This is a genomic window from Rhizohabitans arisaemae (assembly GCF_025996515.1).
Lineage (GTDB): Bacteria > Actinomycetota > Actinomycetes > Streptosporangiales > Streptosporangiaceae > Rhizohabitans > Rhizohabitans arisaemae.
Map to the genome: position 1 here is coordinate 318,705 of NZ_BLRH01000035.1, position 13,292 is coordinate 331,996.

Below are 13,292 nucleotides of genomic sequence, written 5' to 3' on the forward strand. Positions count from 1 at the left end.
GTTGAAACGACTGGTCCGGTCCACCCGAACACCGACAATCCCCGACATCGGTGTTTCTGCAGCCCAGCCGCATTTCCGCAGTTCGGGCAGTCTGCTTCCCACGCCCGTGGGGGTGAACCGGCGCTGCTCGCCCTGCTGTGGGACATGTTCCCCTGCTTCCCACGCCCGTGGGGGTGAACCGGGCTCTGGCGCCATGTCATGGCGGAACGAAGCCTGCTTCCCACGCCCGTGGGGGTGAACCGTAGTCGGTCAATCGAATCCCGAGAACGATCACCTGCTTCCCACGCCCGTGGGGGTGAACCGGCTTGACCTAGGCTCCACGCATCTTGCCGGGACTGCTTCCCACGCCCGTGGGGGTGAACCGGTATGGATTAGGCATGAATGCCTCAATCTTGACTGCTCCCCACGCCCGTGGGGGTGAACCCTGCTCCCGAGTTGCGCAGGGCGGCTAAGAACTGCTCCCCACACCCATGGGTGAACCTGGCCCATAGGGCGGTTGGCGGCTGGTGCTCTTAAGGCCAGAAAACCCCAAGAGGATGGGCATTTCCGGCTATAGGGTGCGCTCGTGGAAGATCTGGAAAGTCTCGTTATCGCCAGGCGGCTACGGGTTGCGATCGACGAACCCGCCGACTCCGCGCCCGGGTGGGGGGAGGTGGCCGCGCGCCAGCTTGACGCCGCACTGTTGAGCGTCGGCTTCAAGTGCTCGGCGGCCCTGCTCGAACGCCTGTCGCGGTTGCCCGGTGAGACCGTGGTCGACCTCGGCGTACGGGTCCTGGCCACCGTGCGCGGCCTGGTCGGCGACCACGTCCGGCACAACGCGTACTTTCTCGACTTCCCCAAGAACGTGCCGGACACCCTGGAGTTCTGGATCGGCCTGCTCAGCGAGGCCATGCTGGACCCGGTCGCCGCCGCGCGTGTCCAGCCGGCGACGCTCAACCTGCTGACCCTGCCCGGATACGGCGAGTACCGGCATGCCTACACCGACCTGCTGGCCGCGCACGCCGAACTGATCCCGCTGGCCGGGGACCGGGTGACCGTGCTGGAGCTGGGCGGGAGCCTGGAGGACGAGGCGCGGGAGCTCTACTTCTCGCTGGCCTGTTCCGAGGTGCCGCTCGCCGTCGAGGATCTGGCGGCGTTGCGTGCCCTGGCCACGTTCTGCGCCGATCAGCCGGAGCGCATCCCCGTTCGGGAGAACCGCGCCGTCATCAACGAGGTACGGCTGGCTGCGGGTCAATCGTTGCTGGTGGACACGGTGACCGACGTGCTCAGGCTCGCCTGCGGCGCCTCCGGCGGTGACGTCACGCTGGCCGTCCAGACCAGGTTCCGCTCGTTCCGCCGCGCCGAGCGCCGTACCCTGCTGCAGGCCCTGGACGCCGTCGCCACCCCGGCCAAACTCGGTGACGTAGCCCGTCACCGGGAGCAGTGGAAGCGGCTGGGCGAGCGGCTGCATCCCCACGAGTATCCTGCGTTCCCGCAGGCCGCCCAGGTCTTCGAGGTGGCCAGAGGGGTGCGCAAGGCCCAAGGTTTCGACAGCCGTGTCGAGGCCGCCCTGTCGGCGGGCCGCGTCGACGACGCCGTCAAGCTGCTGGAGAAGGCGCCCGGTGCGCTGCTCCGCCGCCTTGACCACCTGCTGCGGACCGGTTCTTCCGCGTCGGCCGTGCTGGGCGCCGTGGAGAGAGCCGTGGCCGGAGCCTCGGGCCGTGTCCTGCTGTCGTTGCGCGAGCACCTGCTGAACCGGCTCGCCCCCGAAGCCGGCCGGGTCTTCGTCAACCGGTTCGCACGGGCGTGGGTGGCACCCGACCACCGCTCGCCGCTTGAGCCGGAGCCGCTGACGTGGGCGCTCTCGGTCCTGGACGAGGAGATCACCCGCCGCCTTCCCGACCTGGGCGAGCTGATCGTCGATCCCGATGTCCTCGACGTCGCCCTCCCGCTGTCCGGCAAGGCCGTCGCACCCGGGCTCGGTATGCTGCCCCGCGGTTCGCTTTCCCGGGTGGACGGCGGGCTGCTCAGGTTCTTCGTCCATTGGCGGCAAACCGCGAGGCGGACCGACTACGACCTGTCGGCGCTCATGCTCGACGCTTACTACGCCGATGCGCAGCACGTCTCGTGGACGAATCTCACCAACGGCTACGCCACGTACTCCGGTGACATCACCACGGCGCAGGACGGAGCTTCGGAGTTCATCGACATCCGTCTTGCCGACGTGACCCGGTCCATCGTGATTCCCCAGGTTCACATCTACTGCGGGGAGGCGTTCGGCCAGGCCGCCGAGGCGTTTTTCGGGTACATGACCAGGGAGGCCGAGCAGGAGGGCAGGCCGTTCGAGCCGCGCACCGTACGGATGAAATCCGACCTGCGCGGGTCCGGCCGGGTTGCCCTCCCGCTCGTCTTTCTCCGGGGTGACGACGGCGAATGGCGGGTGAAATGGCTGCACCTCTATTTGCCGGGGCGCACCGACTTCAACCGGGTGGAGGTCAGCCGGGCCACCACCTCCCTGCTGGTGCGTTCGATGGTGGAACGCGACTACCTGCGGGTTCGCTACCTGGTCGACCTGCTGGGCCGGAAGGCGTCATCGGGCGGGCACACCACCTACATCGGGTTGGAGGCTCCGGCCGATCCGCCACCGGGATCCCGGGTGTACACGCCGGGGACGCTGCACGAACTGATCCCCGCCTGATACGTTGAGTCCGCGAGGCCATGGGAGGGCTTCCTTCTCACCTGCGATCTGCTATTAGTTCTTCCGCTATCCTCGTGTTCCGGTCGTGAGGCCATTTGAGAGCTTCCTTCTCTCTTGGTTTCTCACCAAGTAGCCCCAGAGGGCTGCTAGACAGCTCTCGAGCTTTCCTCACGACCGCCAATACGATGACCTCGCAGGAAGGCTTCCTTCCCGCTGGCGAGCCTGAGTATTCTTGCGTTTCGGTCGTGAGGCCATTCGAGGGCTTCCTTCTCCCTTGGTTTCGAGCCAGGAAAATAAGCCTGCCCTGCGGGGTGGGCTTAACGAGCTAGCTCTTGTGCCTTCCTCACGACCGGCCGATACGGTGATTCGCCATGGGAGGGCTTCCCCTTTTGGCGTACCCTGGCGTTCCGGTCGTGAGGCCATTTGGGGGCTTCCTTCTGCCGAGGGCCCCTGGGTCACACCAATAGCTCCCGAGCCTTCCTCGCGACCGGCCCATGCCGTGGAGGCGCGTCGGTGGCAGCGGCCGATCCGAGCACAGGCCGGTTTTCCGAGGCCCCGGCTTTCTTCAAGCCGTCCGGAGTCGCTGAATCGAAGCGCGGCAAGGCGGGTGCAACCATCCTGCAGGGGCGGTCCGGGAGGCTCGCATGGGTCGCCGACCTGGGGCATCTCGGCACCGGAGCGTGATCTACGTCTCGCGTTGAACACGCGGCGTATCGATACCTCTACGGTGTCCTCCATGAACTTTCTAGGGGGTTATGTGAACAACCGGATTCTGCTCGCCGGAGCGTCCGGAGTCGCGGTGGCGCTTGGGCTCACCGCACCCGCCGTGGCGGAGTCGGGTGCGGCGCCGGTCGTCACCGTCGTCGCCAAGGGTTTCGACAACCCCCGAGGCCTCGCCTTCGGCCCGGACGGGTCGCTCTACGTGGCTGAAGCCGGCAGTGGCGGAACCGGTAAGTGCGCGACCACCGACATCGGGGCGAAATTCTGCTTCGGAGACTCGGGCAAGGTCACCGCGGTCAAGGGCGGGAAGAAGAGGGCGGTCGGGGTGGGGCTGCCCTCCATCGGCGCCGCCGGAATCGGTTTCGGGCCGGAGGACGTGACCTTCAACAAGGACGGCGATCTGCTGGTCACGATCGGGCTGGGCGGCCCTCCGGCGTACCGGGCGAAGTTCGGCACGGACGGGCAGGGCCTGGGCACACTCGTCAACCTCAGCCAGGACGGGAGGGTGACCCCGCTTGCCGACCTGGTGGCTTACGAAGGGAAGCACAACCCCGACCGCAGAGATCAGGGGAGCATCGTCGACTCCTCCCCGTACGGCGTCGCGGCCACCCCGGACGGCGGCGCACTCGTGGTCGACACCAACGCGAACGCCGTGATCCGCTCCAAGCCCGGCGGGGTGCTGTCGACCCGCGCGGTCTTCCCCGCCCGGCAGTCGTATGCGCCGGAGGGCTACCCGCTGCCCGGCGGCGGATCGGCGCCGTCTGGGATCACCCGGGGCCCCGACGGCCAGTACTACGTCACCGAGCAGGGCGGACCCTTCCTCAAGCCGGGTTCGGCCAGGGTCTTCCGGATGGGTGCTTACAGCGGCACGCCGCAGACGGTCGTGCGCGGCTTCACCTCGATCACCGACATCGCGTTCGACAAGCAGAAGCGGATGATTTTGCTCGCCTCGGTCGGCCCGCTCCCCTCGAACCTGCAGCCGAAGAGCACCTTGTACCGGATCGAGCCGAACGGCACGCGTACCCAGTTGCTCAAGCCGGGGACGCTCACCTCTCCGCTGGGCATCACGGTCGGCCCCGACGGTGCGATCTATGTCACCAACAAGGCGCTGGGCAGGTCCGGCGAGGTGCTCCGCGTCAAGGTCTGACGGTCCGGATTCCCATCTTCACGGCCCTCGCCGACTCCGGTCGGCGGGGGCCGTCTCATGGCCGGTGCCGAGTCACAGCGTGACGTTCCTGCTGGACGTGTTCAGAGCCAGGGTACGGGCGGCGCACGCTCCAGAAGCGTTTGACCACCCCGTCGACTGGAACATCTGTTGCACCACGTGAACCGGGTCCATCGGCCGGCTCCGAGGCGGCGTCCCGTGCCCGTAGGCCGGCATGGGCGACCTGGACTCGGGTGCACGGCGGGGTGCATGTCGAGAATGCGTGGCCGGCTCCGTCTAACACGTGAACACACCGAAGGGCGACCCGCGATCGGTGACCACGATGGGCGGGAGAGGAAGGAGCGGGCGATGGCCAGGTACATCCTGCTGACCAGGTACGACGACGACGCCGGTGCGGGGCTGATGTCGGGGTGGGATCCCGGCGACGTGGCCGCGCACCTGGACTACCTGCGCAGGCTCAACCAGGAGCTGATCGAGAGCGGGGAGCTGGTGGACATGCAGGCGCTGGCCGGGACGGACCTGGCCAGGACGGTGGTCTCCGGAGGCCCTGGCGGCCAGGTGGTCACCGACGGGCCCTACGGCGAGGCCAAGGAGGTGCTGGCGGGGTACCAGCTGGTCGACGTGGAGTCCGAGGGGCGGGCGATCGAGATCGCGGCGCTGGTGTCGGCGGTGCCGGGGCCGGGGGGTGCGCCGCTGCGCAAGCGGATCGAGGTGCGCCGGCTGATGGACGACCTGCCGGACGGCGACCTGTGACGGTGGCCGCACGGATCGAGGACCTGCTGCGCGAACTGGCGCCGCAGGTCCTCAGCGCGGTGGTGCGGGGCGACGGCGACTTCGACGCCGCCGAGGACGCCGTACAGGAGGCGCTGCTGGCCGCCGCCGTGCACTGGCCGGCCGAGGGCCTGCCGGACAACCCGCGCGGCTGGCTCGTTCAGACCGCCGTGCGGCGGCTGACCGACCGGTACCGAAGCGAGGCGGCGCGGCGGCGCCGGGAGGAGTGCGTCGCACTGCGCGAGGTGCCCGGCGCCGAGCCGGTGCAGCGGGACGACACGTTGGTGCTGCTGTTCACGTGCTGCCATCCGGCGCTGACCCCCGCTTCCTCCGTCGCGCTGACGCTGCGCGCCGTCGCCGGGCTGACCACCGCGGAGATCGCACGGGCGTTCCTGGTGCCGGAGGCGACGATGGCGCAGCGGATCAGCCGGGCCAAGCAGAAGATCAAGGCATCCGGCACGGGGTTCCGGATGCCGGCTCCCGAGGAGTTCGGGGCGCGGCTGGGGTCCGTCCTGCACGTGCTGTACCTGCTGTTCAACGAGGGCTACGCCAGCAGCGCCGGCACCGACCTGCACCGTACGGACCTGTCCGGCGAGGCGATCCGCCTGACCAGGGCGCTGCATGCGATGCTGCCCGGGCACGGCGAGGTCACCGGGCTGCTGGCGCTGATGCTGCTGAACGACGCCCGTCGCCCGGCCCGCACCGGCGAGTACGGTGAGCTGATCCCGCTGGCCGACCAGGACCGGACCCGGTGGGACCGGGCGGCGATCGCCGAGGGGGTGCGGCTCGCCGCGACCGCGATGTCGGGCGGCGTGGTCGGCGAGTACCAGCTGCAGGCCGCGATCGCCGCGCTGCACGACGGCGCCGAACGCGCCGCCGACACCGACTGGCCGCAGATCCTGGGCCTGTACGGCCTGCTGGAGCAGCTGACCGGCAATCCGATGGTGACGCTGAACCGGGCCGTCGCCGCAGCCATGGTGCACGGCCCGCAAGCCGGACTGGACCTGCTGGCGCCGCTGCGGGAGCGGCTGGCCGGCCACCACCGGCTGGCCGCGGTCCGCGGGCATCTGCTCGACATGCTCGGCGACACCGAGGCGGCAGCGGCCGACTACCGCGCGGCCGCGGCCAGGACCACCAGCGAGCCGGAGCGCAACTACCTGATCACTCAGGCGGCCAGACTCAGCAAGCCGCACCCCACGTCCGAATCCGGTTAGCCCGAGCCGGCCGCACGGGACGCCGTCGACTCGGCTCCGGAAGGCCACGAGTGCGCCCGTACCTGCGGCAAGAGCGTCGGTCGCTCGGCCGTCGCCGACTTCGCCATGGCCTCGACGGCCGTGCGGCCGCATGGCCTGGGCGCCGACCTGCGTGACATCGCCGCACAGTTTGCCGTCATCCACGGCGCGCCGAGAAGGGGAAACACCCTCGGCCGCCGCGTGCGCCCCGCGATCACGGTGCCATGGCGCAGCCGACACTCAGGGCCGACGCACATTTTCTGGATTCTCCGCTATCGCTACGGGATCCCTTCCCGGCCAGGGTCAATCTGGGTTGACAATCATGGGTGGGTCAACCTAGATTGACCCTCAGGAAGTCAACTATCGTTGACCCCATGGACGGAGATCTTGTGATGTTGGTGGCGACGGCGGACGGCGACGACCCGGAGCGGGCCCTGCGGGCCACGGTGGAGCTGCGTCGCCAGGTCGACCGCTTGGAGGCGGTTCAGGTACGGCGGGCTCGCAACCGGGGAATGTCCTGGGTGCAGATCGCCCAGGCGCTCGGCGTCACCAAGCAGGCGGTGCACAAGAAGTACGGCGGAGGCCGTGGCCTGTTCGCGTCCGGCGGCTAGCCTCCGCGGGTCCGGCTTTCGCACGGTCGTCGTCGACCTAGGTAGCCACCTGGGCTAACCAAAGTCGACAAAAGCCGCACAGGCGCCGTTTCGTGGAACCGGTCGGCGGAGAGGAACGTTTAAACGATCATGAAATCCGCGCCCAGACCGTCTTCCCTGCGCCTGCTGCTGGCCAGAGTCCGACCGCACCGGAAGATGCTGATCCTCGGCGGGGTGCTCGGCTTCGTCGGCTCGATGGCCGGGCTCGCCCAGCCCTACCTCGCCAAGCTGGCGGTGGACGCGTTCCAGAACAAGGAGTCGCTGACCGGCCCCCTGCTCACCCTCACCGCGCTGGTCCTGGGCGGCGCGGTGGTCGGGGCGCTTTCGGCCTACGTTTTGGAACGGACGGCCGAGAGTGTCGTCCTGGCCGCACGGACGGGTCTGGTCGGCCGGATCCTGCGCCTGCGCATCGCCGACACCGACCGCCTCAAGCCCGGCGACCTGCTCTCCCGGGTCACCGCGGACACCACGTTGCTGCGGAGCGTCTGCACCAACGGGCTCACCGAGGCGTTCACCGCCACCGTCACCCTGATCGGCGCCGTCATCATGATGGTGATCATGGATGCGGTCCTTCTCCTGGTCACCCTGGGGGTCCTGGTCGTCATCGGGGCGGCCACGGCACTCGTCCTCCCGAAGATCAAGCGAGCCACCGAGGAGGCGCAGACCGCCGTCGGGGAGATGAGCTCGGTGCTGGAGCGCGCCGTCGGGGCGCTTCGCACGGTCAAGGCGAGCGGGGCCGAGACGCGGGAGATCGCCACCGTGGAGGGGGCGGCCCGGCTCGCCTGGTCCCGCGGCCTCAAGGTCGCGGGCTGGGAGTCGATCGCCGGTACGGCCACCTGGCTCTCGATCCAGCTGGCGTTCCTCGCGGTGCTCGGGGTCGGCGGGGCCCGCGTCGCGAACGGGTCGATGGAGGTCTCCTCCCTCGTCGCCTTCCTGCTCTACCTGTTCTATCTGACCGGTCCGCTCGCCCAGATCATCGGCGGGGCGACCATGCTGCAGACCGGCCTCGCCGCCATCGACCGGATCAGGGAGATCGAAGACCTTCCGGTCGAGCCCGCCTCGGCGGACTCCTTCGGCGAAGTGCCCGGTCCGCAGCGCCGTACCGCAGCCGGTGGGACGCCGAGCGCATCGGACGGCACCGTCCCGGCCGGTACGGCGCCGAGCACGCCGGACACGCCCGCCTCGGTCGGCTTCGACCGGGTGTCGTTCCAGTACGGCGACGATCGCAGCCCCGCGCACACCGATGTCAGCTTCACCGCCCACTCCGGCGGCATGACCGCGCTGGTCGGCCCCTCCGGTGCGGGCAAATCCACTGTCTTCGCGCTCCTTGAGCGCTTTTACGAGGTGAACGACGGTGTGATCGCCGTCGACGGCAGGGACGTGCGGGACTGGCCGCTGGACGAACTCCGCGCCACGATCGGATACGTCGAACAGGATGCGCCCATTCTGGCCGGGACGCTCCGCGACAACCTCGTCTTCGCGGCCCAGGACGCCACCGAGGAACAGATCCGGGAGGTCGTGGCCAGGACCCGGCTGACCGACCTGATGGACCGCCTCCCCGAGGGGCTGGACACCGCGGTCGGGCACCGGGGCGTGCTGCTGTCGGGCGGGGAGCGCCAGCGGGTGGCGATCGCCCGGGCCCTGCTGCGCAACCCCCGGCTGCTCCTGCTGGACGAGGCCACCTCCCAGCTCGACGCGGTCAACGAGCTGGCGCTCCGCGACGTGATCGACGAGGTGGCGGGGAGCACGACCGTGCTCGTCATCGCGCACCGGCTCTCCACGGTCACCAGCGCCGACCGGATCGTGGTCTTCGACGCGGGACGGGTCCGGGCCGAGGGGACCCACGAGGAGCTGCTCGGCTCGGACGAGCTCTACCGGGAGCTCGCCGCCACCCAGTTCCTCATCGGCGACGACGACCTCACCCCGGTGCCCTCGTCCTGACTTTTCGGGCACCTGCGGTCCCACCGGGGCGTGGCCGTTTCACCGGCTGTCGGAGGCGGCCCGACGAGCTCCGGGGGAGGAGATCCGGTCCGGGACCACGGGTACGGTCACCGACGGCCCGGTCGTCGCCCCCCGGTGGGCCCCCGGGGGTGTCGGGTCATGCGGGCCGCCCGGTCGGGGAGAGCAGGCCGGCGAGGACGTCGGGGGGGCAGAACCGGGCCCGTGGTGAAGCGGGTATGGCCTGCGGCGGGGTCCCGCTCAGCCCGGGTGCTTCTCGAAGTGGATGGCCTGCAGCTTGTCCGCGGCGGCCCGGTCCAGCACGGTCACCCCGGTGGCCGGGGGGAGGGAGCCGGAACGGGCGCGGTCCAGGACGGCCTGCCAGCGGCGGCAGTGCCTGGCGAAGGTGATGGAGGTGACGACCCGCCCCCGGGCCCGCTGCCCGGCGAGCGCCGTCTCGGGGTCCACGTCGAGCAGGATCATGTGGACTTCGGCGCCGGCCCGCCGGGCGAGCCAGGCGAACCCGTGCAAAAGGTGCGGCCAGGTGCCCCGGGTGTGCGCGACCACGGCACGCCGGCTCCGGATCGCCCGGATGATGCGCCAGACGTGGGTGGTGTGCACGATCGGGGTACGGGCCCGCGGTGGGATGGGGCCGAGGTAGCGGGCCCACCAGTTGCGGGCCTGCCGTGAGTCGATCACGAGTGCGCCGTCCGCGGATATCGGCAGGGCCTCGTCGCCCTTGATCCGGTAGAGCCGCTCCATCAGGGTGCTCTTGCCTGCGCCGGGCAGTCCGGCGATCAGGACCAGCGAGCCGGCCGGATAGTGGAGGTCTTCGACGGACGCCTGTTCGGCCGGTGTGGCGGCGATTGCGTACCTCACAGGGCTAGGGGACCGCTCCGTCACCAGCGTAACAAGTATGGCCGCAGGGTCCCAGCCGACCTCTCCGGTGATTTCCCACCGTGTCGGGGGGACTTGTGATATTAGCCGCACCGTGTCCCGGCCCGGGGCCTTGACCGGGCGAGGAGTGCTGGCAAGATGAATACATTCATTCAATATGGCTTGACGGAGGTCGGCACCATGGACGCGCCCAGCCGCACGGTCAGCGCCCCCCGCGGGACCACACCACAGGCGAGGGGGTGGCCGCAGGAGGCCGCGCTCCGCATGCTCCAGAACAACCTCGACCCCGAGGTCGCCGAACGCCCGGAGGAACTCGTCGTCTACGGCGGTTCCGGGAAGGCCGCCCGCGACTGGCGCTCCTACGACGCGATCGTCCGTACCCTCACGACCCTGGGCGGGGACGAGACCCTGCTCGTGCAGAGCGGCAGGCCGGTCGGGGTGTTCCGGACCCACGAGTGGGCCCCGCGCGTCCTCATCGCCAACTCCAACCTCGTCCCCGACTGGGCGAACTGGGAGGAGTTCCGCCGGTTGGAGGCGGCCGGGCTCACCATGTTCGGGCAGATGACCGCCGGGTCGTGGATCTACATCGGCACCCAGGGCATCCTGCAGGGCACCTACGAGACCTTCGCGGCGGTGGCCGCCAAGCGCTTCGGCGGCTCCCTCTCCGGCACCATCACCCTCACCGCCGGCCTGGGAGGCATGGGTGGGGCCCAGCCGCTGGCGATCACCATGAACGGCGGCGTCGCCCTCTGCGTGGAGGTCGACCCGGCCCGGATCGAACGCCGGATCGAGCACCGCTACCTCGACGTCCGGGCCTCCTCCCTGGACGAGGCCCTGCGGCTCGCCCTGGAGGCCAAGGCCGCCCGCCGCCCGCTCTCCATCGGCGTGGAGGCCAACGCCGCGGACGCCGTACCCGAGCTTCTGCGGCGCGGCGCCGAGATCGACGTCGTCACCGATCAGACGTCCGCGCACGACCCGCTCATGTACCTCCCCTCCGGCATCGCCGTGGCCGACTGGGAGAAGGAGCGCACCAAGGACCCCGCCGGGTTCACCGAGCGGGCCCGCGCGTCCATGGCCCGGCACGTGGAGGCCATGGTCGGTTTCCAGGACGCAGGGGCCGAGGTGTTCGACTACGGCAACTCGATCCGGGGGGAGGCGCGGCTCGGCGGGTACGCCCGGGCCTTCGACTTCCCCGGGTTCGTGCCCGCCTACATCCGGCCGCTGTTCTGCGAGGGAAAGGGCCCGTTCCGCTGGGCGGCGCTGTCCGGCGACCCGGCCGACATCGCCGCGACCGACCGGGCCGTCCTGGACCTGTTCCCGGAGAACGAGCCGCTGGCCCGCTGGATCCGCATGGCCGGGGAGAAGGTGCGTTTCCAGGGCCTGCCCGCGCGGATCTGCTGGCTGGGGTACGGCGAGCGGGACCGGGCCGGCGAACGCTTCAACGACATGGTCGCCGACGGCACGCTGAAGGCGCCCGTCGTGATCGGCCGGGACCACCTGGACTGCGGTTCCGTGGCCTCGCCGTACCGCGAGACCGAGGGGATGGCCGACGGCTCGGACGCCATCGCCGACTGGCCGCTGCTCAACGCCATGCTCAACGTGGCCTCCGGCGCCGCCTGGGTCTCCATCCACCACGGGGGCGGGGTCGGGATCGGCCGGTCCATCCACGCGGGCCAGGTCACCGTCGCCGACGGGACGCGGCTCGCCGGGGAGAAGATCCGCCGGGTGCTCGTCAACGACCCGGGGATGGGGGTGATCCGGCACGTCGACGCCGGATACGACCACGCGATCGAGGTGGCCCGTGAGCGCGACGTCCGCATCCCCATGCGCGAAGGACCCGATTCGGCCTCCTGACCCGCGGTTCCGGTACGGCCTGCGGCGGACCCTGCCGGTCCTGAGTCCGGTACGGCCTGCGGCGGGTGTCTCGCGAAGTTCTTCGAGAGCGGTCCGGCGCCGGTACACCCGGTGCCGGGTGATCGTTGTGCTGTGTGCACCGCTCGGGGTGTGCACAGCGCAACGATCACAAGGGCATGCGGGCGGTGGCCGGCGGGGAGCGGGCACCGGGATCGGTCCGGCGCAGCCCGTACCCGCGGCATCGGGTGATCGTTGTGCTGTGCGCACCTGTAGGGGGGCGCATGTCGCAACGATCACACGGATCGTATGCGGGGCGGGTTCGGGGAGCGGGTCGGCGGGGCCCGTACCCGGAGATCGTGGAGGTTTCGGGGGCGGGAGATACCGTCCTGACATGGGAGCTTTCGCGGGATCTCCGGTTATGTGATCGTGGGGGCCGGTGAACGGGACGGAGGACGGATGAGGGCGGATTCGGGGACGACGGTGCAGGGGGATGTCGCCGGGCTCTCGCGGCTGCTGGAGGGGCGCCGGCTGTCTCCGGCGCAGCGGCGCATCGGGCAGTACCTCTCCGAACACCTCACCGAGGCGATCTTCCTCTCCAGCGTGGAACTGGCCGAACGCGTCGGGGTCAGCCAGCCGTCGGTGACCCGGTTCGCCGTCGCGCTCGGCTTCGCCGGCTACCCCGAGATGCTCGGGGCGCTCCGCCCCCTCGTCCTGCCCGGTCTCGCCGCCGGCCGACGGGAGGAGGGCACGACCGGAAACGAGTGGCAGGGGGCGGTCGACGCCGAGGTCGGCAATCTGCTGGCGCTGCGGGAACGCCTCACTGACCCCACCGCGGTCGCCGAGCTGGGCGTCGCGCTCGCCGGGTCCAAGCCGCTGCCGGTGCTGGGCCTGCGGGTGTCGGCGGGACTGGCCACGACGTTCGCCTATGTGGCGCGCCGGGTCCACCCGGATCTGCGGCTGCTCGTCTCGGGGGGTTCCACGCTCCTGGACGAGCTGTATGCGGCCTATGACGCGGGGGCGAGCTGGCTGCTGGCGTTCGTGATGCCGCGGTATCCGGCCGAGACGGTGCACGCCCTGCGCCGCGCCCGTGAGCTGGGCCTGCGTACCGCCGTGATAACCGACCGCCGGGATGCGCTGGCCCGGTTGGTGGCGGCCGACGCGTTCTTGGAGGCGGGGGTGAGCGAGCGGCTGGTGTTCGACGCCCAGGGGGCGCCGCTCGTCCTCTCCATGATCTTGGTGGAGGCCATGGCCGACGCCGATCCGGTCCGGACCCAGCGGCGCCTGGAGATGTACGAGCGGGCCGACGAGGGCGTCTTCCTCCCCTGACCGCGGCGCGGGCCGGGATTCCCATCCGCCTGATATTCCGATATGAATGAAGTCATTCATTT

9 protein-coding genes and 1 CRISPR repeat array are annotated in these 13,292 nt (G+C 70.3%); of the genes, 8 read left to right on the forward strand and 1 reads right to left on the reverse strand.

The window, feature by feature from the left end; translation table 11 throughout:
• Positions 1–91 precede the first annotated feature (91 nt).
• Positions 92–426: direct repeats of the CRISPR family, unit length 30 nt; unit sequence CTGCTTCCCACGCCCGTGGGGGTGAACCGG.
• A gap of 139 nt (positions 427–565) precedes the next feature.
• From RUR_RS23635 to RUR_RS23660, 6 genes are all read left to right on the forward strand, one after another.
• On the forward strand, positions 566–2,677 hold the full coding sequence (locus RUR_RS23635) for a TerD family protein (RefSeq protein ID WP_283137355.1): 2,112 nt from the start codon (positions 566–568) through the stop codon (positions 2,675–2,677).
• Between the two features lie 736 nt (positions 2,678–3,413).
• Entirely contained in the window at positions 3,414–4,544 is a 1,131-nt protein-coding gene (locus RUR_RS23640; RefSeq protein ID WP_283137356.1) for a ScyD/ScyE family protein, read from the forward strand.
• 366 nt (positions 4,545–4,910) lie between these two features.
• On the forward strand, positions 4,911–5,315 hold the full coding sequence (locus tag RUR_RS23645; protein WP_283137357.1) for a YciI family protein: 405 nt from the start codon (positions 4,911–4,913) through the stop codon (positions 5,313–5,315).
• A gap of 2 nt (positions 5,316–5,317) precedes the next feature.
• Entirely contained in the window at positions 5,318–6,547 is a 1,230-nt protein-coding gene (locus RUR_RS23650) for an RNA polymerase sigma factor (RefSeq protein ID WP_283137358.1), read from the forward strand.
• Between the two features lie 392 nt (positions 6,548–6,939).
• A complete protein-coding gene (locus RUR_RS23655) occupies positions 6,940–7,176 on the forward strand; it encodes a hypothetical protein (protein WP_283137359.1) in 237 nt (78 codons plus the stop codon).
• A gap of 129 nt (positions 7,177–7,305) precedes the next feature.
• The gene (locus RUR_RS23660; RefSeq protein ID WP_283137360.1) at positions 7,306–9,156 is read left to right on the forward strand and encodes an ABC transporter ATP-binding protein; all 1,851 of its coding nucleotides are present in this window, start codon (positions 7,306–7,308) and stop codon (positions 9,154–9,156) included.
• A 258-nt stretch (positions 9,157–9,414) separates the two neighbouring features.
• Here RUR_RS23660 and RUR_RS23665 read toward each other — a convergent pair whose 3' ends face one another.
• The gene (locus RUR_RS23665; protein ID WP_283137361.1) at positions 9,415–10,032 is read right to left on the reverse strand and encodes an AAA family ATPase; all 618 of its coding nucleotides are present in this window, start codon (positions 10,030–10,032) and stop codon (positions 9,415–9,417) included.
• Positions 10,033–10,230: 198 nt separating this feature from the next.
• Between RUR_RS23665 and hutU the strand changes: the two genes are divergently transcribed.
• Complete coding sequence (gene hutU / locus RUR_RS23670) at positions 10,231–11,904, forward strand: urocanate hydratase (protein WP_283137909.1); 1,674 nt, start codon at positions 10,231–10,233, stop codon at positions 11,902–11,904.
• 456 nt (positions 11,905–12,360) lie between these two features.
• A complete protein-coding gene (locus tag RUR_RS23675) occupies positions 12,361–13,230 on the forward strand; it encodes a MurR/RpiR family transcriptional regulator (RefSeq protein WP_283137362.1) in 870 nt (289 codons plus the stop codon).
• Positions 13,231–13,292 lie beyond the last annotated feature (62 nt).